The organism is Ruegeria sp. C8 (genome assembly GCF_056537565.1).
Genome location: NZ_JBQFRV010000022.1, coordinates 1 through 21,240 on the forward strand (window position 1 = coordinate 1; position 21,240 = coordinate 21,240).

The following is a 21,240-nucleotide window of genomic DNA, read 5'->3' on the forward strand; positions in this document are numbered from 1 at the left end:
CGCCGGGGCGGCCAAAATACCCCGTGTCCCCGGCGGTTTTCCCGACGGTCGGGTCTGCGGGAACCCTCCATGGTGCAGGGCCGTCGCTGGATTTAAGCGTGGACAAGTCCCAGTCCTGCGTCTCGCTTTCCTGCGAGGCTGGCCCGCTTTGCACCCATACCCCGGATCTTTGGGCCAAACTGTCGCCCGGTGTATCGAATTCGCGCATCCAGACCCTCAAGCGCGGCCATTCCGGCGTGTCGGGCTGATCCGATTTCAACCAATGATCCCACCACTCCAGCGCCAGCTTTTGAAATCCGATGGCAGGCCCCGGGCTCCCGCGGTCGGGATAATGATGCCCCCACGGACCAACGACCCCCCAGACCAGGTCGGGGCGGGCATCAACCAAAGACATGACAGAATTGGAGTAGCGATCACTCCACCCTCCGACTGACAGGATCGGAACCGAAAGGGCATCTGCCGTGTGGACTACCGAGCCGTGACGCCAATAGTCACCACGCCCCTCCTCGCGCAGCCAGTTTTCCAAGGGAAATGTCAGGGTGTCGATCCGCTCTTTCCAAATCACTTTCCAATCTCGCCCGCGCGTCATTGTCGCCGCCAAAGGATACCACTAATCCTCCAACGAAGCCGCTATACGCGCTAGCTTACGTATCGGGCATTGCACAAAAAGGCATGCTGACCGGATGCTCATGTTGTACTTCGCCCGTATCTCAGTCCTGCACGCCTTCTCTGGCGGCACAAGTTTCGGCAGTCAGCTGTTGCGGGACCAACGCATTGGGTTGGGCGGTCGTGACCGAATGAGCCTCGAAAGCATAGACTGTGCCTCACTGAGCGCAGAATTCAAACGTTCGCATTGTTGCGCAGCTTGGGAATTGCGAGTCTCAGTATCGAATGTGCTGTTTGGGCGGCCTGCGTTTATCCAGTTCCAACAGGCGATGGCAGCGAACGGCAGCTGCGTGGCCTTGGAGGATAGATCAGCGATAGAGGCTGCATTTGCAGCGAGTTTCCGGAAAACGGGCAGCAACCGCAGCATCGAGGCTCGGGTGTGTGCGTCCGCTTTGGGCCAAACTTCTAGCTCGCTCACAGCTACAAAATTGGTCGCAGTTCGCTGAATGTGGTCCGGAAATGGAGCAGAATGATCGCTAGCATCAAATCAACTGGATCCTTTGTGCTAGAACACTCTATAGTGTTTGATGGCAGATTTCACCTTCAGTCATCGTCAATCGCGGGGGCATGAGCATGATCAGCAGGATTTTTCCTATCGCCACTGTTTTTTTGATCGCCATCTCCGGCGCTCTTGTGGCGCAGCAGGGCCCTCCACCCGTGACGGTGGCAAAACCGGTTGTGAAATCCATAGTTGAAGATGATGAATTTGTCGGTCGCTTCGGCGCCGCGGCTGACGTGGACGTTCGAGCGCGGGTTTCCGGTTTTCTGGACCAGGTGCATTTCAAGGACGGAACTCTCGTTGAACAGGGCGATTTGCTCTTTACGATCGACCAGCGTCAGTTTCGCACCGCATTAAGACAAGCCCGGGCACAGATCAGCATTGCTGAAGCAACAAGTGCCTTTACGACCGATCAGCTTGAACGTGCCGAGGCTTTGATCAGAAATGGAAACATCGCGGAGAGCGTGGTGGACCAACGTCGCGAAGCTTTTCTTGCGGCGCAAGGTGTTCTGGAACAAGCGCGCGCTGCACTGGAATTGGCCGAGCTTGATCTGGAGTACTCGGAGATCCGAGCGCCAATGTCAGGGCGTATCGACCAAGCCCGGGTTGATCCAGGAAACCTGATCATAGCCCAAGACACCCTTTTGACATCAATCGTCTCGACCGACCCGATTTATTTCTATTTCGACATAGATGAACGCTATTTTCTGGCATACGCGCGAGATGCGCGTGCCCGGGGATCAGTTCTGCAAGAAGGCGCAGACAATCTTCAAGTTCAGGTAACTGTGGCTGACCGAAGCATACCGCCTCAGAACGGAATTCTGGATTTCTCGGAGAACCGCATTGACGACGAAACCGGCACGATGCGTGTACGCGCAGTTCTGCGCAACCCGGATGAGCTTTTGACACCCGGTCTGTTCGGACGCGTCAACGTTCCGGGGTCGCTCCCCTATGAGGGCATTCTGATCCCGGATGAGGCGATTGCTTCTGATCAGAACCGACGACTTGTCATGACAGTGGATGCTGAAGGCAATGTAATACCAAAGGAAATCCGACCGGGCCCCAGGATAGACGGCTACAGGGTCGTTCGTGAAGGTTTGGATGGGTCGGAGACGCTGGTCATCGAAGGTCTTGTTCGTGCTCGTCCGGGCACCGTCGTTGCTGCGGAATTGATCGAGCTGCCGTTGGTCGCAGAAAACTGATATGGGGCGTTTTTTTGTCACCCGCCCTATCTTTGCGATCGTTGTCGCGGTTGTGACAACCATCGTTGGGTTGCTCGCGTATTTCGAACTGCCCGTTGAACAGTACCCGGAAATCGCGCCTCCATCGATTGTGGTCAGGGCGAGTTACCCCGGAGCAGACGCTGAAACGATTGCCGCTACGGTCGCGACCCCGTTGGAGCAAGAAATCAACGGTGTTGAGGGCATGCTCTACATGTCTTCCTATTCGACGGCTGACGGGTCTATGTCGCTGACGATAACGTTTGAACTGGGCACCAATCTCGACGCTGCTCAGGTTCTTGTCCAAAACCGCGTTTCTATCGCTGAACCGCGCCTTCCGCAGGAGGTCAGGGCGCTCGGCGTCACGACGAACAAGTCGTCACCCGATCTCATGATGGTCATACATATGCTCTCACCCGATGAGACTTTTGACCAACTTTATGTATCCAACTACGCCCGTTCGCGTGTCAGAGATCGCCTTGTGCGTCTTGATGGTGTTGGCGATCTGATTATTTTCGGTGAACGGGAGTTTTCGGCGCGCGTGTGGTTGGACCCGGACCGGCTTGGCTCGCTAGGATTGACGTCCGGAGATGTCGTCGCGGCGCTGCGCGAACAAAACGTTCAGGTTTCGGGCGGTTCCTTGGGATCACCGCCCAATGCGACCGACAGTGCCTTTCAAGTGACGCTCACAACGCAAGGTCGATTGGAAGATCCACGCCAATTCGGTCGGGTTATCGTCAAGTCGACTGACGACGGGCGCGTCGTACGAGTTAGGGATGTGGCGCGGGTTGAAATCGGAGCACGCTCCTACGTGACAAACTCGTACCTTAACAACAAACCGGCTGTGGCCCTTGGCATTTTCCAACGACCAGGTTCGAACGCATTGGCGTCGGCGGATGAGATTTTGGCGGTTGTAGAAGAGCTGTCACAGGATTTCCCATCCGGGCTTGAGTATCAGGTGGTCTACAACCCCACAGAATTCATCGAAGCCTCGGTGAACGCGGTCTATCGAACTTTGTTCGAAGCCGTATTGCTGGTTGTTATTGTGATCGTTGTTTTCCTTCAGAGCTGGCGAACGGCCATCATACCGTTGATCGCCATTCCCGTGTCACTTATCGGGACATTTGCCGTGATGCTGGCGCTTGGATACTCTCTGAATTTGCTAACGCTGTTCGGGCTTATTCTGGCGATCGGGATCGTCGTGGATGATGCCATCGTTGTGGTCGAAAACGTTGAGCGAAACATCAAAAACGGCATGTCTCCGAAGGATGCGTCCGCCCGCACCATGGACGAAGTCCAAAACGCGATCATCGGGACGACACTGGTTCTGATAGCTGTCTTTGTGCCAGCCGCTTTGGTTCCCGGAATTACCGGCCAATTCTACAGGCAATTTGCTGTGACGATTTCCGTCGCAACAGTTATTTCAACCATCAATTCACTTAGCCTGTCGCCGGCGATGGCTGCGGTGATCTTGAAGCCAAACTCCAGTGCACCAACACGAAATCCGCTGGCCTTTGTCACAGACCCACTTAGCAACGGGTTCAACAGGGGGTTTGACGCAATGGCGTCCGCTTATGGTCGGACCGTGCGCGCATTGTCTGGTTCAACCGGGATGCGCAGCATCGTCCTTTTGGTTTTTGCCGGATTGATGGGCGGAACATATTGGATCACGACAAAAGTACCGACCGGTTTCATCCCTGAAATGGACCAGGGGTACGCCATCGTTGTGGTGCAACTGCCAGATGGTGCAGCACTGGACCGGACCGACGATATCATCAAGCAAGCGACTGAGATAGCATTGGAAACACCCGGGGTCACAAATGCTGTGGCATTTGCGGGTTTCTCGGGGGCGACGTTTACCAATGCAAGCAATCAAGGTGTTATTTTTACCACCTTCGAGAGCTTCGAAAGCCGTCAGGAAAACGGGCTGACTGCAGGTGCTATTGTGGGCCAGCTTTTTGGCCGGATGCAGGCCCTGCGCGAAGCCTTTATCATCGCCATTGCACCTCCGGCGGTCCGCGGGGTCGGCACTGGTGGCGGTTTCAAGCTTCAGCTTCAGGAACTTGAAAGTGCAGACATGTCACGCGTGTTGCAATCTGCCTATGCTGTCATGGGCAGTGCAAGCCAGTCGGACAAGGTTCAGGGCGTGTTCACAACCTTTTCGTCCGGCTCACCGCAGCTGTACCTTGAGATCAATCGCGTTCGGGCACAAATGCTCAACGTCCCGATCGGCGAAATATTCGAAGCACTCTCAATCAACCTCGGGTCGGCCTATGTGAACGACTTTAATGCTTTCGGGCGTCTTTTTCAGGTACGCGCGCAGGCGGATGAGCCTTTCCGTCTGAACCAGAGTGATATTCGAAGTCTGCGAGTCCGTTCCGCAACAGGAGCTTTGGTTCCATTGGGCACCTTGGTTACAGTCCGCGAAACCGCGGGGCCCGCCTTGGTTCAGCGCTATAATCAACAGGTGTCTGTGCCGGTTCAGGGCTCGCCAGCACCCAGTGTGTCAACGGGTCAGGCATTGCTGGAGATGGAAGCACTCGCAGAAGCAGTCATGCCGCCAGGGTTGGATTTTGAATGGACCGAGCTTGCTTTGCAGGAACGAAATCAGGGCAACACGGCAGCATACATCTTTGCATTTTCAGTGCTGTTTGCCTTTCTGTTTCTTGCGGCGCTCTACGAAAGCTGGACACTTCCGATGGTCATTATTTTGATCGTTCCTCTCGCCGTCTTAGGCGCGATGCTGGGGGTGATGTTTCGAGGTATGGACAACAATATTCTGACGCAGGTTGGATTGATTGTTCTTGTGGGGCTTGCCGCAAAGAATGCCATTCTGATCGTGGAGTTCGCCAAACAAGCGCAGGAAGAACGTGGGTTGTCAGCGATTGATGCCGCTGTCGAAGCCAGCCAATTGCGCTTGCGGCCAATACTGATGACCGCATTCGCGTTTATACTCGGCGTTGTGCCCTTGATGATTGCAGTCGGCCCCGGTTCAGAGATGCGACAGGCTCTTGGTACGGCAGTATTCTTTGGCATGTCGGGCGTAACTCTGCTTGGGCTGTTTTTCACACCTGTTTTCTATGTGGCCATGCGCAAGGTTTTCCCGATGCGACAAGCCACAACGTAAGCCAATGGTGCAGTGATAGATGCCTTCGCGAGGCTCGCTGCGCAGGAAGCAGCATGCAAAACGTCGGTAGGTCTATTGCGGCGGCCCTAGTGCCAAGTGAATAGGTGAAAACCTCGAAATAGCCGCTAGGTCTTTTTATAGCGCTGAACGTCAGGAGAACTGCACATGGAGAGCCTTGCTGCCAATCTTCGCGAAATGACGCGAACGCCTTTGCATCAGAGCCATGTCGAGACCTTGAAAGCGTTGGGCACTGAAGTGAGTTTTGAGGCAGGCCAAATGATCGCTGAGGTTGGCGATCCAATGGACCGGTTTGTCTACATAGTCACAGGTCGTGTTGAGGTAATTGATCCACAAACGCGTGAGGCTTATCTACCCACGTCCCTTGGGCCGACGCAGTTCCTGGGAGAGATCGCATTTCTCAGCGGCGGGGTCTATTCGCTGCCGATGCGTGCGCGAGAGGACACGCACGTTATCTCTGTCCCGCGCGAGAAGATGCTGGACGCAATGTCGCGCATTCCAGAGATGTCAGATATCGTCATCACTGTCTTTTCCGCGCGCCGCCGCCGTCAAATCGAAGACAACGACAGTTCTCTGAAACTGATTGGCGCTGACCTGGATCGCAACATCCGTCAAGTCGAAGAGTTTGCTATCCGAAACAAAATCCCATTCCAAACGATGAATCTGGGTTCTAAGAATGCATGTGAGGTCGCGCAGGCCTGTCACCTGACAGGCCATCAACCGGCGGTAATCTTTGGCGACAGTCTTGTGGTCGACAACCCGACCCCAGCCAAGGTCGCCCGATTGCTCGGGCTTGAACAGTCTTACGATTGTCGAGAGGTCATAGATGTTTTGATTGTGGGAGGTGGCCCGGCCGGGGTCGCGGCGGCGGTCTACGCTGGTGCGGAAGGGCTGTCTGCGATTGTTGTGGAGGACCTCGCGGTTGGGGGGCAGGCTGGGACATCCAGTCGGATCGAGAATTACATGGGCTTTCCAACGGGCATTTCGGGTGCCGACCTTGTATGGCGAGGCGAAGTCCAAGCCATGAAATTTGGCACCCGATTTGTTCGCCCAAAACGGGCCACTCAATTGCAACGGCAATCTGATGGCGTGTTTTGTGTAACGCTGGATGATGGGCAAAAGCTAAGGGCACGTTCGATCGTAGTCGCCACGGGAGTGCAGTACCGGCGCCTGCCGTTGGACAGGTTGAAAGACTTTGAAGGTTTGGGCATCTACTATGCTGCGACAGAAATGGAAGCGCGTTATTGCAAGGGCGCAGAAGTCGTCGTCGTTGGGGGCGGAAACTCCGCGGGGCAGGCGGCGATGTACCTGTCGCGATCCGCAAAACATGTCCATGTACTGGTGCGAGGAGACAGCTTGGCTGCATCGATGTCCGATTACCTGCTGTCAAGGTTAGAGGCGGATTCGGCGGTCACCATCCACTACAAGTCCCAGCTAAAGACACTCCTCGGGGACAAATCCATGTCCAGGGTTATCATTGAGCGTGACGGATCAGACTGGCCACTCGATTGCAGCGCCGCTTTTGTAATGGTTGGGGCTGCACCCAACACCGAATGGCTTTCGCAGAGCTGCCAGCTGGACGCGCGCGGCTTTGTGGTCACGGGCAATGAGGCCAATGCCGGATCATCTTTCGCAACGTCTTGTCCCGGGATTTTTGCCGTGGGCGATGTGCGCGCAGGATCGGTCAAGCGCGTTGCCTCTGCGGTGGGTGAAGGGTCAGTTGTCATATCCCAAGCTTGGGAATACCTGCAAAACTGAATGTTTTTATCCGTATAAGAGCTACTTAGCTGTCCTGCCTAGGCTAGCCCGGTTACACCCAAACAGAGATTTTTCTTTGTCAACGCGGTCTCCAGTTGGGCCTTTATTGCTAGGCTGTTTTGGTCCTCAGCGGAGCCTGGGTCAAAAATAGATGCGCTTCATCCGCGTTTTGGCTCGTTGGTCAAGAAGGCATGAATGTCAGTCACGAGACACTTTGATATTGTGCAAATTAGAAGCAAAAGCCCCTGCGACCTGCGACGGCAGTGTTTGACTTAATTCCAATTCGGCGGAGCCAGTTTTGACCGAAATCGACGCGCAACAATTCGCAACGGAGGCCGAAAGAAGACTCACAAAGGCCGAGCAGCGCGGACTACGCTTGGCGATTGCCTGTCGCACCTTCATTACCGCTGCAGCATTTTTCTGGTATTTGGGTTCAACATTGTTGTTTCCTGAGTTCAGTGCGCGCCAAGTTACGACCTTCGCATTGTTCGCGTTCACTGCAATCGGCGTCGCCCATCTCTTATTGATTGGCACCAGCTATGACAGGGCCTGGATCAAGTACGCCGTTTACGCACTGGATTCATTGGCGATCTGTTCACTTTTTGCGCTCGTCCCCATCAGCAGGGCCGACGACGTACCGCAGATCATCGCGTTCCGTGCTTACGGAATATACTACCTTTTTCCAATAGTCGCTTTGTCGTGCCTCAGCCTTTCCTGGCGTCTTGTACTCTGGACTGGAGGCCTTTGCGTAGTTGGATGGTGGGCGGCATTCATTTGGGTCACGTTGCCGATGGAGCGGACACTGTCATGGGCAGATATGTCAGCGATGGCCACCCGCGAAACCTATGAGGCTGTGTTTCTTTCCATTGATTTCATCGGTCGCGGCAATCGCATCGAAGAAACCGGGATGCTGCTATTTGCGACGTGCATTTTAGCAATTGCCGTATTCAGAAGCCGAGCGGTCTTCTTTGCGCAAGTTGAAGCTGATCTGGAGCGCGGTCGCGAACGCGCAAAAAGACAACATGTCTCGGACCTTCTTAGCAAATACCTGCCGGAAGAAATCGCGAAGAAGCTCATTGACGACAACGCTCCGCTGAGGCCTCAGAAATCATTTGGTACGGCGCTCGTGTTGGATATTGCCGAGTTCACAAGATTTTCCTCACAGCATGATCCGGACGAAGTGATCAAACGCTTGGACCTCTTTCTCACGGACGCGACCGAGGAAGTTTCAGCCGAAAATGGGATCGTTATTTCTTATCTTGGCGATGGTTTTCTTGTCACATTCAACGCACCAGTCAAAGTCGCGACTCCAGCGGATGCGGCGATAAGAACTGCAGAAGCCTTGCACGCGACCGCCGCCAGGCACGGGCTTTCAATTCGGATTGGCATCGCAAGCGGAGAGCTTGTCACAGGCACGATCGGGTCAGACATCCGCCAGTCGTTCACTGTGTACGGAGATCCCGTCAATCTTGCTTCTAGGTTAGAGGCCAAATGCAAAACGCTCGGCGCGGCGACTCTTTTTGATGCCGCAACCAATGACGCTCTATCGGGGATTGATAGGCTAGTGAGCTTTGGTTCGATTGAGATCGATGGTCTGGCCGAACCTGTCGCCGTATTTGGTGCTGACAAGTAGTATGTAAAGCTGTTTGGCTGTTTGCTCCGTGCGTCACCTTTTCGGTTACCGCAATCGAAAGCGCGCTCAATATGCAGAACAAGAAATTCTGTCAAATACATCCGCATAGCGGTCGAATAAAATTGAACTATGGCACAACTTCGGAAGTTAATTGCAAGCGGACATTCGAATTATATTTGTCAACGGCGACAAAGTCCCTCTTTACCGACCTCGGGCACGCGTCAATCTCGTAGGCACTGCCAATGGCGGGTTCAATGAAGCTGCATTGCGAAATGAACCGAAGCGCTGAATGGCTGGTATGGGCCGTGCGCTAGGAGAGAGTGTTCTGTCCGATCGGCCAAGTCCTAGCAAGACACACAGCGCCTGTTTCCAGGTTGCAAAGAGGCTCAATTGCTTTCTGTTTGACGCAGGCTTGAAGCGCTTGAACCGCCGAAACGCTCAAAAAGCGCAAAAAACACAGGGTGTTGAATTTAATAGGGGACGAGTCTCAACATTTAAGTCCCATTATTTTAGTGCTCCAACAATAGTGTCGGATCACCTAATTTGTGAGACTGCGGTTGAATCAAAATCAGTTACTTAAGGCTTTGAATTTTTGAGACTCCAGATTTCACTATTTTCTGGCCGAGCGATCGAGAAGCAGTCCTTCGTTTAATGCGCCGAGAATGTCGGGAACGAGCCCAAAGCGGGCTTTTAAATGACCGCTCTCTGCCCAAAAGCTAAGCGCGGGGGCGGACCCGGAATTACGTTTGTCGGTGCGCTGCATTACAGATTGTTCCGTGTTGGACTGTAGGTAGTCGCGCAACCTGCTCCAGCTCTTCTTTACTCGTCATAAAGTTCCACATCATGGGCGTAGCCACTACCGCGATTTGTATTTTTTGTGCTGTCCTGCCCAGAATGTTATTTTCGGTCGCGAACGCTCTTCCTTCGGCTTCCGCCGAGCCATCGGGTCCATGGCAACGTTCACAACGCAATCGGTCTGTCTCAGCTAGTCAAATCGATTCCCCTGCTACGACTTGAGGTGCAAAATCTTCACTCTGCGCTGTTGCCGGGAGAGCAAAGCTGACTGAAATGAGAAGTATGCTAGTAAGTACTTTCCACTTGGAGTGCCTCCTTCTTTTGATACTAAAGAACCATGCGAAAAACCCTGCGGTGCGGTAGCCATTTGACCTTGCTCTAACGCTCTCGCGGAGCGGACATCCGAGAGCAGTTGGGCTGGCTCGAAACTGAAAAGACATTGCAGGTTTCTGCTCTCAGCCCAAGGCCGTTTTCGAACTCCGCCGGGAAACCAGCAACGACCGAAAACGAAGCAACCCGAGACCAGCTTAGCCGTTTCCTGCCGTGGCACAGCTACCCTTTCGGGTTTCTCTTGGCACTGGTTCGAAAATGGTTCTTTGCCTCTTTTTCATAGTGCGAATCAATGGTAACCAAGCCGAAAACGAGGTTTTTCTATTGGCGAACTCTAGTTCTTGGACTCAACACGTTTCACATGGCATGTCGGAGTGTAAATCGGCAGGCGACGCTGCCGATACAACTTCAAGCGAACAAAAGTTAATTTCAGTGGTCATACCAGTTTTTAATGAAGAACTGTGTGTAGTTGAGACTCTTCAGAGGTTGAACGCTCTAAGAGATGGCATGGCCAAGAGAACTGATTTGGAATTCGTCTTGGTTAACGATGGTTCTTCTGACACGACTGGCCAAATAATCGCTGCAGAGGCCGCGCTGAATACGCACGTGAAGCTGGTCGAACTTAGTCGGAACTTCGGCCACCAGGTCGCGGTCACAGCTGGGCTTGACGCCGCAAGGGGCGATTATATTGCTATCATAGACGGCGACCTTCAGGACCCACCGGAATTAATCGAGCAAATGTATGAAATCGCGTTGGAAGGATATGATGTAGTCTATGGCCAAAGACGTGAAAGGTTAGGAGACACTTGGTTCAAAAAGGCTTCAGCTTCTGCGTTCTACCGACTGCTTAATGCACTTTCTGACACCCCGATCCCAAATGATACTGGCGATTTTCGACTGATTTCCAGGCGCGTGGCGATCGTTCTTTCTGACATGCGAGAACGAAATCGCTTCCTTCGTGGAATGGTGCCATGGGTTGGTTTCACCTCGTACGCGTTTCAATATGACCGTGATCAACGACGTGCGGGTACGACTAAATATCCACTTCGCAAGATGTTGGGTCTTGCGACCAATGCAATTACGTCATTCTCAAGCAAGCCTCTCTTGCTAGTCGTTCGCCTGGGATTGTTTATGTTGGGAATTGGAGCGTTCAGCGGCGTGTGCTTGCTCTGCCTTAAGCTCTTCACAACAACGGTTGTTCCAGGTATTACCTCAATTCTGATTTCAATTTTGGTCTTCAATGGTCTTCAGATCCTGATAATTGGGGTTGTCGGGACTTACGTTGCCAAGATGTTTGACGAAATCAAAGGCCGACCACTCTATGTTGTTAAGCGTACGATCAACATTTGAGAGGCTTCTCAGCTACTTCTGCGCGGTGACTGTCGGGTTTACTGCCGATGTCTTGGTGTTTCTCGCCCTTTCGAAGCTTGGCTGGCCTATTCTACCTGCAAATGCCGTGGGTTTTCTGATCGGTGCATCAGTAAACGTTCTGCTTATACGTAGGTTAGTATTTCGAGGTACGCCGGTTCCACGTCATTTGGATTTGCTATTCACTATAACCAGCAACGTGGCTATCATGTTGCTGGGCTCTTTGATCATCTGGACATTGTCGTTGAAGTTTGGTTTATCCCTACTCACTGCGAAGTTTGTGGCAAACGGCTGCACGCTCATATTGAACTTCGCGATAAGAACTCTTCTCGAACGGTATTGGCCTTGTTCTCAGATCTCTCGAAAAAAACCCTAGCGCGCGCCGCACTTCTTCAAGATGCGCCGGTCTATGTGCAGTTCTATGTCACTGCTCGCTGTAACCTGACCTGCGAACAATGCAATATTATCTACGCGAATGCAGATGTGCGCGAAGTGACAATCGACGAAGTTGAACGGATCGCGGACAATTTCGCTGAGATGGGCGTCGCTATCGTGCTTCTTACTGGAGGTGAGCCGTTTGCCCGCCGCGACCTTGCCAAGGTCATCCATGCTTTCGAAAGCCGCGGCGTTCATGTTCGGATGCAGACCAACGGTTTCGCGTCCGAAGACCGTATTGCTGAGGCCATAGAGGCTGGCGGTCGAGATATCTCGATTTCGCTCGACAGCCTGCATGGTGCGCAACAAGATCGCATCAATGGTGATTTCGACGAAAGTTGGCACCAAGCCCTAAAGGCGATCGCGGCGTTCACGCAGTATCTTCCCAAGCACAACAGTTTCGCGTCTTTAGGATGCGTGATGCAACCCTCTAACCTGTCGGACATCGAAGATGTAGTTCGCTTCGGGACAGAGATCTCGTGGTTCACGTCGCTTGTCCCGGCCCATGTCAGCAGTTTCGGACGCCCACGCGGGTTTCGCACGTTTGACCAAAGCCTGCGCTTCCGGCCCGAAGAACTGGGCGAAGCGGACAAGTTGCTCGATCGAATTCGCAAAATGCGCAAAGAGGGTTTTCTGCTTTATGATAGCGATCAGTATATCGACGATATAAAGCGCTTTATTCGCGGCGAGGCGACCACGTGGAGAAACAAGAACAAAGGTGTTTGCGACTCACCTAACTTGTATTTCGCGCTACTACCGAACGGAAACTTTGCACCATGCTGTGATTTCCGTTTGCCGACGAAGTATCCCGCATACGACCCGCATTTCCCAAAAACCTACCGAGAAGCCGCTTTCCGCAAGGAAGTGCATAAAGTGGTCAGTGAATGCGATGGTTGCATGTATGGCAGTTACCCCGAGATAACCATCTCCATGCGTTTCATGGCTGCCAAGTTGCAAAGGGTTCAGACATTTCTCACTTCACCGCCCGAGAAGAAATGGCCTGTTACTTACGAAGAGCTGTTGGAAAAAGCCGAGCGCATACGTAATGAAAAACGCGAGAGACCGCAATCCCGTCAGCTCCCAGAAAAGAAAGCTCAAGTAAGTGCCTAAAAAGATCCGTTTTGAGGCTTTCAAGTATCGTTTCCTCATCGAAGCCGAAAAGCATCCCATGACGCAAGGAATGAAAGCTTCCTCGGCATGGGACATATTCGTGGACGAGCTTGAATTTGCATACGACGCCGGAGATGTGGTCATCACCCACCCTTCATATCCGGGTCTCTGCGAACGCGTAGCGTTGAACGAGGCAGTCCTCTACAAGCGCGGCGACAACGAAATTGCGATCAGCAAACAAGAGACCGCAGGTCTCAGATTTGCTAACGACAAAGTGCAAGACGAAAACGAAGACTTTTTTCGCAATGTACTTGTGAAGGTCGGTATTGCTTCAGGGTTTGAGGAACAGGCCGGTGAAGAAGCCCGGATCGAAGCGGAACGCGAGTTTCACGATGCTTGGGCCGCCAGCGAGGATCTGTCCAAGATTGATGTAAGGCTTGCCAACGAAGCCTGCACGGCTCCGGAGATGCGGCACATCGCAAAAAAACTTGGGGACCTATCGGGCAAAACGGTGCTTGATCTAGGGTGCGGACTTGGCGAGGTGAGCGTCTATTTCGCGACCCTCGGTGCTGAGGTGACTGCCTCTGATCTATCTGCAGGAATGTGCGAGGCTGCCAGCCGACTGGCTCAGATCAATGGGGTTTCGATCAATACCCATGTTGCGTCATCCGAGTCGCTTGGACTTCCGGAGGACGCAAAATTCGACGTGATTTATGCGGGCAATATGCTCCACCATGTCGACATTGATGCCACCCTCGCGCAAGCCTTGCCCCATCTCAAGGAAGACGGCACATTTGTCAGCTGGGATCCTGTTGCCTACAATCCGGTCATAAACGTTTATCGTCGGATGGCCATGGAGGTCCGGACGGACGACGAGCATCCACTCACCAGAGCTGACGTCGCAAATATCATTAAGCACTTTGAACGCAGCGAAACCCGGTTTTACTGGCTTTCAACCCTTGTGATCTTCATTATTATGGCGGTTTTTCAGCGACGAGATCCAAACAAAGAAAGATACTGGAAAGCCGTAGTGCAAGAGGCGCCGAAATGGGAGCGGCTCTACACGCCTCTGGAGCGCTTTGACACGCTCTTGATGAGGTTTCTTCCGCCGCTGCGCTGGCTATGCTGGAATGTCGTAGTGATTGCGCGAAATCCACGGGCCAAGTGATGCAAGAAAAGGGCGCTGCGTCGAGAAGTTCTCAATTTGGAGCGGTTCACGACGACCAAGCAGCCCCAGATCGTCATCAATCACTGGCTCAAGCAATACAATCACGCCCGCCCTCATCAGGCGTCCAACAGTTCCAAAAACCTTACTAGAAAAACCGACTGATTAGTGGCCCAAGAACAGGAGGTTGTACAGTCGATCGCGGTCCACGTGTGAAGAGGTAACTACGTGACCATCGGTTTGGCAATGCTCAAAACTGACTAACACCGTGCGGTGATAGAAAGAATTCTGGCATCTTCGGAGACTCAAGAGGCCAAGGTCTTCTTCTTTCAGCCGAGATCGATTGGGGCAAAAAAATATAGCACCCAAGCTACCTCCTTCAGTTCAGTCGAGATGTGTAGACGTTAATAGCGGCGCAAATAGGTACTTCGACTTGTTTCTCGTTTCACAATGCACACCTCAAGTAAGGTCGAATTCCAGCTTCGGTTGCTGGGGTGGCCTGCTGAACAACAACACCGACAAGATCGTCATTTTCCCCAAGCGATGGCTTCCGGGCGAGGAACGCGGCCCTTAACTGGAAGGTTGCGATGACGCGCATGTGACTATCCTGGCTTTGAGAAGATAGAAAACTTCTCTTCGGCATAACGTAAATCTGAATTTCTTGAGGCTTGGCGAAACAGTTTCGCTTACTGGCAGAAGGTATATGCGACGGCATCGGACATTCCTGGGAACACCGCTTCAAACTCTACACTACCACGTTCGCACTCCAAACTGTTGGCCTTTGCAATATGCGATGTGATCTCCTCTTTGGTTCGAGTGCGCTCCTCCAAAGTCGCGTGGTCCTCCAAGTTTAAAATAAACTTTGGAGACTTTGAACCAATACACTCAATCAGAGCGCCAGCTATCTGGGGGTCGCTGACGAAATGATTGTAGATCATGCAAGTTTCGGGCTTTGCTTCCAGTACGGCATAGATTCCTGGAAAACCGCTCAGAATAAGGCCTCCTTGTCCTTCGGTCTTCCCTTCAAATTCTTTTTGAAATGCCTCAATCACCGGAACTTTCTCGTTACTTACCAAGATGCCTTTGAAGATGCTCACGTCGGTAAAGCTGCGTCCCACGAAAAATGTCGAAGGATCTCGATAGGGCGTGAGCTGCCAAAGTGTTAGGTAGATCGATAAGACACCGAAGAGCAGCGCGTGGGGCATCCATCTCCCCGCACCACGCTCAGCCCGTATGCCCAATGTCGCAAGGGCAGTTGCAATTGGGAGCAGGATCATCATCGCGGCAACACCCGCGATCACGCCTCCGCTGCTTGTTCCGGCGAACGCCGTGAACTGGCAAATAGCAACAATGCCCACCGCTCGAACTGGCCACTCGCTGGACCCGTTAGAACGTGCTGCAGTCCGCGCTGTGAATTGTGCAACAGCGCACAGCACAGGCCATCCCGCCAAGGTGTCAGTTCTAGGTCCGGGATATGGCAAACCAGCGGCCCGAAACTCAAGGATGTCGTGCACAATAGCAAACAGGAACAGGCAGGTCAGACAGAACAGGACAACCAAGAGGAGATTTCGCAATCCTCTCGGGGCGGGCGCAAAAAGAGCAGCAAGCATCAAAAGAAGGATAGCAAGATAGTCGCGTTGCATTTCGCGATCTGTCCAAAAACTTCCAACTGAAAAGCCTGAACTAAACCGTAGAGAACGCATAACGTCCTCAAAATCTGTAAGCGAAAGTATGACAGCCAATCCCAACGCACCGAAAAGCAACCCAAAACCGATCACTCGGAGAAGCGGATCAAACTGCTTGGACACCAAAAGGTAGATCAATAGGATTGCTGCCATTACCAAACCGGCGACAGGATAGGCTACGCCGGCCACCACAATCGTAGCGGCCCACCACCACGGCCTGACGGTCTTGGGCGATGCGAAGAGTAAAGCAAAAACAATCCACATCGCTTGAGCTACTGTGTTGTAGCTAACAGCAAAAATAGAATGGTGGGTTACCGCAAAACTCAATGCGACCGCCGCCAGAAGTGCGTTGGAGGGCTCTAGACCCAGACCGACAAGCCTGCGGCAACAAAACCAGCAAAGAAAAATTAACCCGATCACACAGAGCGCTCGTCCGAACAAAATAATACCCGTGTCACCGAACGCGAAAAGGTACGCCTTAAAGAACGGGAGAACGAAAACATAAACAAGTTGCTGGATATACAGATCGTTTGAAAAGAAACGGTTCGTTTCGGCGAGTCCAATGGCTTGGTAATAGTATTGGATTTCGTCTGTGAAATCTAAGCCGATCAAACTCCGCATAGTCAAAAGACAAAGGAATGCTCCTAGAAAAATGAAGAACTTTACCTTTTCTAGGTTTTTGCAGTCGCCTAACCCTTTCATTTGTATAGCCGCCGATATTGAAGTTTTTTTAAGATCACAGAAGAACCGCCGCTTTCTTTTTTATGGATCACACAGTCACTGGTCGAATACGCCTTCGCTTTGCACCCTAGAGAGGATTCAAGCAACCCTTTTCGAACTAGTTTCGAGAGAAGTTAGGACCTTGGAGGGCATCTGCGCGATGGAAGGAAGTGGCTATTCCGGTCATGGGTTGCCCCGCTTGCGGTCATTGCTGGTTTCCCGTCGAAATTGGACAGCTGCCTTGGGCGGGCAGCAGCGGTCCATGCTGCCGAGTCCAAAAGCGGCCTTGTCCCGCGTCTTACCTGTTCATAAGGCGTGCAGCTAATTTCGATCCATACAAACCAGCCTTTGGTGCAGATCGCGGCGAATGTGTCAGGAGAGCCCAGAACCACTGATGCTGCGTGACGCATGTATGACTGGTTCGCGGAACTCATTGGCTTTTTCGGCAGATTAGTCACCTGCAAGCGGCGGGTTTTACCTTACATCCGGGAACTGTAAAGCTTTCGAGCAAGGCACGTGGCCGGGCGGCCCGATTTCGAGGCATTTGGGGCGCGTGGATTTTACGAACAATAAGGCGGATGGGTCCTACCTGACTGGAACGTACGGTTGGTTATCAGCTTGTTAACTGCAGTGGCGGAAGCTTTCATTGAATTTCTTCTACGCTCAGGCTCCCATGATAGTCGATCAATACCTTTGCCGAAAAGCCTTTCAGGAATATCTTAGAAAAGGCACCCCGATTATGTGGTCGATCAAGCAAGAGCGACCAACAACGCATTACATTTGGCGAACACGCCGCGGTGGCAGACGCCACTGCGGATCTGCTTCGCAGCTCTGCCCGGATGCTACGAAGATCGTTATAGGATGGAGCTATGATGTCTTTTGCAAGAGGTCTTTTGATGACCTGCAGCGCGACGTTCGGCTCATCACGGCCGATTTGCCAAACAGAATCTCTGAGGTAGCGATAGGCTGTCTCTCCCCTTGGACTTCCGGTGCCCCAGCTCGACCGAAGAGGAACGACGGGCCAATGCGGGCGATATGCAAGTTGCAGTTGCTCAATTTTCTCAGCCGACAGCGTCGACCAAATGTCATCTCCCTGCCGACCGCGGTCCCGACGACGCTCCAACCAGAAGACAAGGTTGGGTTCCCGGATCACGTAGTCCCAGACTTCGGGGTTGATCTCTTCGGCAAACCAAAAATCCCGCATGAACCAAAGTTGCCGCTGCTATTCGTGCCGATGGGGCAGCATGCCTATCCCAGGGCGACACAGCGATCTCGGATCAGAGAAAGGAGGGCCTCGCGATCTCCAAAACTCGCGGTCATATCGAAGAGTTTTTCGAGGGTATGGATCGCAAGTCCTGAAAATCGCCGAAGCCATTCAAGCGGAAGTGTGGCTCTGAGGTGGTGCATTGGCTCGCGCTGCAGGATATGCAGATCACAGAAACCGCCAGGTACTTCCAGCGCGGGCTCAAGATAAACCCGCGCATAGGCCTCGCGCTCGTTAGGGAGCGCTAAGCCAATCGCTGAACTTCCGTGTGGAATTCCTCTTGCTCGCCGTCTGCATAGGTGTCGTGACCGCCGGTGTCGGGTAGGATGGCAAGCGCCACCTCGTGGGCCACCCCATCCAAGGTGCCAGTGGCGCGATATTCCGCAAGAGCCCCGGCTAGGATGTGATTTCGTTGCCGACCAACATGCCCATGACTGGAATGGCGATGCAACGCTCCAAACGGTTTGGGATCAGATCATCTCCTATGAGCAGTTCCTACTGAAGGTCATGAAGCAGAGGACAGTGCGATCGAAGAGACAGCGCCTTGTCTCCGAGTTCCGCGGACTACTCGATCTTCTGCTCAGCACTCAAAAACCAAATGACCTGCGTCCGGTTGATGTGCTCGACAGCGCGCATTTTCCATCACCGGCCAAGCTGGGCTTCGCAACCCGTCAGTTGACGCAGCCATGTCACATCTGTCATCTGTTGGAAAGTCGTAAGGCTCTAGCAATCGTGATTTGCATGCTCGAAGATAAAGTTGAAGGATACGGATTCGACTCAGGAGCATCACCTATGCATCGAATCCGAGAGTTGATGTACCGCGATACCTTTGGCTGGTTTGAACAACACATCCTCAACATCGCCAGGCTCGCGCTTCCAATCTGAAGGGCCAGGGTTCTGGAATTTCTCTGTTGATCGAGTCCCAAAATTGGAGTCTCCTTTTTAAGGGAACTTAACAAATAGGCGCTTTCTCTATCGATTATCTAATAATAATGATTATGTTATTTATTGGACGCTTTAGGCATAGATTTGCGCAAAGCTAAAACCTCATGGTCTGGCCCGACGTTGACCCCTTGCTAAAAAAGGCGCGTAAAGCTTCCCTAACCCAAGAAGGTGGCAGGTCGTTGCAAAAATCTGCCATAAGTTGTCAGGCAAGCACTTAAATTAATACTATAAGATCGGCCAGCAGACTATGCCATCCGTTGCGGACATCGATCTGGATGCTCCAGGTCTCGCATTTTCTAGCCTTTTAAGACTAGCGAATCCGAAGAGGATCAAGACACTTCTACCCAACGAAATACTCGAGGTCATGGACGGGTTGGAGCCTGGTTTCAGTGATTCCGGCAAACTAACCGAACTCGCGGTTAAGATGTTGGATCCAGCTGCTACGCTTCAGGATGATACGTTGCGTTCAGAGATTATTTCGTTGATGCCGCTTAAGAAAGCGCGGGAGCTCTGCTCGAAACTCGGTAGTTTAGAGGGGCGCAACCCGTTTGATGAACTGACGAACGATTGTCTGTTTCATACAAACGGTTTGGGAATGCGACTAACTTATGTCGACGAAAGACACTCCCGTCGGGGGACTAGTGGACGCCATTTGTTGCCTGCTAAACATTCGCGGTAAGGGTCATAGGCGGGGCGCTTCAAGAGGACATAGAGGCTGACAGATCTACAGAGTCGAATGGTTTTGGACTGTCTCAACAACTTTGTCATGCGCGCCGACAGTGATCCAAGCCTCATATTGCGACATAAACACCTGACCGTTTAACTGATCAAGGAAATGAGATCGTTCCAGCCTGTCCATAACCGGCCCCTTGACCTCGGACAGATGCAGACCGACGCCCATATCAGACAGGCGTTGGTTGATCGCCTCAAGACTTTCCAACGCGGAATAATCAACTTCGTTCACCGCAGAAAACATCAAGATCACATGACTGACACTGCCTCCTTCAGGCACACGGTGCTGGATCAGATCTTCCAGAAACCGTGCGTTGACGAAATACAGGCTTTCATCCACGCGTAGGGTCACGACGGAAGGGATCGTCTCAACCTCGTGACGTAGAATGTTGCGGAAATGCTGTGTGTCGGGCACAAGCCCGACCTCGGCCACATGCGGGCGCGAAGTCTTGTAAAGGTGCAGTAGGATCGAGGTTCCCACGCCAGAGGCGACCCCCACCTCGACCCCCAACCCCAACGTAAGGCCAATGGTTGCGGCGACTGCAACAAAATCTGCACGAGAATAGACCCATGTCTTTTTCAGAACTGAAAAATCCACAAGACTGAGAACGGCAACGATGATCGTTGCTGCCAAAGTGGCCTTGGGCAGGAAATAAACCAACGGGGTCAGTGCAAACGCGGCAATAGCAAGGCCAACGGCCGTGAATGCACCGGCAGCCGGTGTTTCCGCTCCGGCATCAAAATTGACAACCGAACGCGCAAATCCACCCGTAACCGGATAGCCCCCTGTAAACGCTGCCCCCAGATTGGCCGCGCCCAAACCAATCAACTCCTGATCCGGATCGATCCGCTGGCGTTTTTTTGCAGCAAGTGTCTGCGCGACCGAGACACTTTCGACGAATCCGATGATCGAAATCAGGATCGCAGGAGCGATCAACTCTCCTACAAGATCGAAGGAAAGATCAGGCATTGTGAACGGAGGCAAGCCCTGTGGCACCGTCCCTACAATCTGCACCCCTTGAGCATTCAGGCCCAAAGCCCAGACGGAAACAGTTGTGGCGACCACGGCGGCGACAGGCCCGGCTTTCGTCAGAATGTCGGCAAGAACCGGCCCTGCCCCCAAGAACCCAAGAAAATGTTTGAGGTGCTTGCGCACCCAGAACAAAAAGCCGGTGGCAAGACTGCCGATTGCCAGCGTCACCCAATTTGTCTCGGGTAGATGCGCAAGGATTGATCCGATCATTTCAGGCAGTGTGTGCCCATGGGCATCGAACCCAAGGATGTGCTTGAGCTGACTGGTCGCAATCAAAACGCCGGAGGCTGTGATAAACCCCGCAATCACCGGGTGGCTGAGGAAATTAGCCATGAACCCCAACCGCATTACGCCGATAAGCACCAGAAACGCGCCGGACAGAAAAGCCAAGGTCAGGGCTGCGACGGCATAGCCTGCAGTGCCCTGCTCAGCCACCTGCCCGATCGCAGTGGCGGTCAAAAGCGACACCACCGCAACCGGCCCAACCGCCAGCGCGCGGCTTGTCCCGAAGATCGCATAAAGCACAATCGGAACAATCGATGCGTAGATGCCGGCCTCGGGCGGCAATCCTGCCAACAGAGCGTAGGCAAGCGATTGCGGGATCAACATGATCGTCACGATCAAGGCTGCAATCAGGTCGTTTGAAAATGAGCCGCGCGTATAACCCCGGCCCCAATCCAGAACGGGGACCAATCGGCGAAGGTGGTTGATCATCTGAGGTCTTCCGATGCGCAGGA

The 21,240-nt window shown here is 53.0% G+C and carries 14 protein-coding genes; 10 read left to right on the plus strand and 4 right to left on the minus strand.

The features are described 5' to 3' along the window. A partial coding sequence (locus ACR0KL_RS20660) for a CocE/NonD family hydrolase (protein ID WP_480777451.1) occupies positions 1-589 on the minus strand: 589 nt, incomplete at its 3' end. Between the two features lie 650 nt (positions 590-1,239). On the opposite strand from ACR0KL_RS20660, the gene ACR0KL_RS20665 reads away from it, so the two are divergent. The 9 genes from ACR0KL_RS20665 to ACR0KL_RS20705 all read left to right on the plus strand — a co-directional run bounded on the left by ACR0KL_RS20665 (position 1,240) and on the right by ACR0KL_RS20705 (position 14,289). Then, positions 1,240-2,367 carry an efflux RND transporter periplasmic adaptor subunit gene (locus tag ACR0KL_RS20665; protein ID WP_480777452.1) on the plus strand — a complete coding sequence of 376 codons (1,128 nt, stop codon included), beginning with the start codon at positions 1,240-1,242 and terminating at the stop codon, positions 2,365-2,367. A 1-nt stretch (position 2,368) separates the two neighbouring features. After that, the gene (locus tag ACR0KL_RS20670; protein ID WP_480777453.1) at positions 2,369-5,512 is read left to right on the plus strand and encodes an efflux RND transporter permease subunit; all 3,144 of its coding nucleotides are present in this window, start codon (positions 2,369-2,371) and stop codon (positions 5,510-5,512) included. Between the two features lie 165 nt (positions 5,513-5,677). Beyond that, positions 5,678-7,288, plus strand: coding sequence for an FAD-dependent oxidoreductase (locus ACR0KL_RS20675; protein ID WP_170681137.1), 1,611 nt, complete (start codon positions 5,678-5,680; stop codon positions 7,286-7,288). Positions 7,289-7,586: 298 nt separating this feature from the next. After that, entirely contained in the window at positions 7,587-8,921 is a 1,335-nt protein-coding gene (locus tag ACR0KL_RS20680) for an adenylate/guanylate cyclase domain-containing protein (RefSeq protein WP_480777454.1), read from the plus strand. A gap of 1,491 nt (positions 8,922-10,412) precedes the next feature. After that, the gene (locus tag ACR0KL_RS20685; protein ID WP_480777465.1) at positions 10,413-11,396 is read left to right on the plus strand and encodes a glycosyltransferase family 2 protein; all 984 of its coding nucleotides are present in this window, start codon (positions 10,413-10,415) and stop codon (positions 11,394-11,396) included. Then, complete coding sequence (locus tag ACR0KL_RS20690) at positions 11,368-11,790, plus strand: GtrA family protein (protein ID WP_170681131.1); 423 nt, start codon at positions 11,368-11,370, stop codon at positions 11,788-11,790. Before ACR0KL_RS20685 ends, ACR0KL_RS20690 begins: the two co-directional genes overlap by 29 nt. Further along, a complete protein-coding gene (locus tag ACR0KL_RS20695) occupies positions 11,760-12,959 on the plus strand; it encodes a radical SAM protein (protein WP_170681129.1) in 1,200 nt (399 codons plus the stop codon). The genes ACR0KL_RS20690 and ACR0KL_RS20695 overlap by 31 nt, the downstream gene beginning before the upstream one ends. Then, on the plus strand, positions 12,952-14,127 hold the full coding sequence (locus ACR0KL_RS20700) for a class I SAM-dependent methyltransferase (RefSeq protein WP_170681127.1): 1,176 nt from the start codon (positions 12,952-12,954) through the stop codon (positions 14,125-14,127). The genes ACR0KL_RS20695 and ACR0KL_RS20700 overlap by 8 nt, the downstream gene beginning before the upstream one ends. 15 nt (positions 14,128-14,142) lie before the next feature. Then, a complete protein-coding gene (locus ACR0KL_RS20705; protein WP_480555431.1) occupies positions 14,143-14,289 on the plus strand; it encodes an integrase core domain-containing protein in 147 nt (48 codons plus the stop codon). A gap of 521 nt (positions 14,290-14,810) precedes the next feature. Here ACR0KL_RS20705 and ACR0KL_RS20710 read toward each other — a convergent pair. Both ACR0KL_RS20710 and ACR0KL_RS20715 read right to left on the minus strand, forming a co-directional pair. Continuing rightward, a complete protein-coding gene (locus tag ACR0KL_RS20710; protein ID WP_170681123.1) occupies positions 14,811-16,511 on the minus strand; it encodes a hypothetical protein in 1,701 nt (566 codons plus the stop codon). 661 nt (positions 16,512-17,172) lie between these two features. After that, positions 17,173-17,733, minus strand: a complete 561-nt coding sequence (locus ACR0KL_RS20715) for a hypothetical protein (protein ID WP_170681121.1) — start codon at positions 17,731-17,733, stop codon at positions 17,173-17,175. A gap of 582 nt (positions 17,734-18,315) precedes the next feature. Here ACR0KL_RS20715 and ACR0KL_RS20720 point away from each other — a divergent pair. Further along, entirely contained in the window at positions 18,316-18,678 is a 363-nt protein-coding gene (locus tag ACR0KL_RS20720; protein WP_480777455.1) for a hypothetical protein, read from the plus strand. 784 nt (positions 18,679-19,462) lie between these two features. Here the strand turns inward: ACR0KL_RS20720 and ACR0KL_RS20725 are convergent. Continuing rightward, a complete protein-coding gene (locus ACR0KL_RS20725) occupies positions 19,463-21,217 on the minus strand; it encodes a SulP family inorganic anion transporter (protein ID WP_480777456.1) in 1,755 nt (584 codons plus the stop codon). Positions 21,218-21,240 lie beyond the last annotated feature (23 nt).

Coding starts and splice junctions, on each gene's coding strand:
- ACR0KL_RS20665 (WP_480777452.1), top strand. CDS start 1,240: ATGATCAGCAGGATTTTTCCTATCGCCACTGTTTTTTTGATCGCCATC.
- ACR0KL_RS20670 (WP_480777453.1), top strand. CDS start 2,369: ATGGGGCGTTTTTTTGTCACCCGCCCTATCTTTGCGATCGTTGTCGCG.
- ACR0KL_RS20675 (WP_170681137.1), top strand. CDS start 5,678: ATGGAGAGCCTTGCTGCCAATCTTCGCGAAATGACGCGAACGCCTTTG.
- ACR0KL_RS20685 (WP_480777465.1), top strand. CDS start 10,413: ATGTCGGAGTGTAAATCGGCAGGCGACGCTGCCGATACAACTTCAAGC.
- ACR0KL_RS20690 (WP_170681131.1), top strand. CDS start 11,368: ATGTTGTTAAGCGTACGATCAACATTTGAGAGGCTTCTCAGCTACTTC.
- ACR0KL_RS20710 (WP_170681123.1), bottom strand. CDS start 16,511: ATGAAAGGGTTAGGCGACTGCAAAAACCTAGAAAAGGTAAAGTTCTTC.
- ACR0KL_RS20715 (WP_170681121.1), bottom strand. CDS start 17,733: ATGCGGGATTTTTGGTTTGCCGAAGAGATCAACCCCGAAGTCTGGGAC.
- ACR0KL_RS20725 (WP_480777456.1), bottom strand. CDS start 21,217: ATGATCAACCACCTTCGCCGATTGGTCCCCGTTCTGGATTGGGGCCGG.